This window comes from Mycobacterium sp. NGS40 (assembly GCF_059812735.1).
The window spans coordinates 1-620 of the sequence record NZ_JCALDG010000115.1; the positions used below are offsets into that span (position 1 = coordinate 1).

The following is a 620-nucleotide window of genomic DNA, read 5'->3' on the forward strand; positions in this document are numbered from 1 at the left end:
GTCCCGGTGACTCCGACCGCGAAACTGAATTCCTCTTCGGTCTCATCTCCGTCGCTGCCGGTCACTCGCCACCGCACGGTATAGACGCCCGGCACAAGAGGACGCTGGGGCTTTGTCGTCATTGCAGTACCGTCGCGCTCGCTGCGCGCCGCTCCTACCGGCACCTGCCGTCCCGAGCCGTCGAGCAGGGTGATCGCGTCGGGCGCGCAAGTCACGGCCTCGTTGAAAAATAAGGTGATCGACGCGGGCGAGACACTCACAGTGGATTGGCTTGCCGGGTCAGCCGACACCAAAGTTGGGTGCGCCCACGCAACGCCCGCGCCTACGCCGGCCACCGCCAGCGCGGCGGCGACGCCAGCACCGGCTATCAGGCGGCGCAGCCAGGTGGTCACAGCACCCGGTCTGGCGCCGCGACATACCCTGTGCAGGTGTCTGTTTCACCCAGACATTGAATTGCAACGCTCCAATTCTGGCCGATAACTTGCTCGATATGCCTGAGCACGTTGCTTACTCCGCCCACTTCATCAGCTCTGCGCGAGCGCGTCGGCTTCGAACAGAGCCGCCTATGATTGCCGGTCGCCACCATGGCCCGAGCCGCGGCAGCCTCGGCGGGGGAGCGG

The 620-nt window shown here is 65.8% G+C and carries 1 protein-coding gene; it reads right to left on the minus strand.

The genetic code is table 11. The features are described 5' to 3' along the window. A partial coding sequence (locus AC5Y5O_RS32185) for a copper resistance CopC family protein (protein ID WP_500028767.1) occupies positions 1-392 on the minus strand: 392 nt, incomplete at its 3' end. Positions 393-620 lie beyond the last annotated feature (228 nt).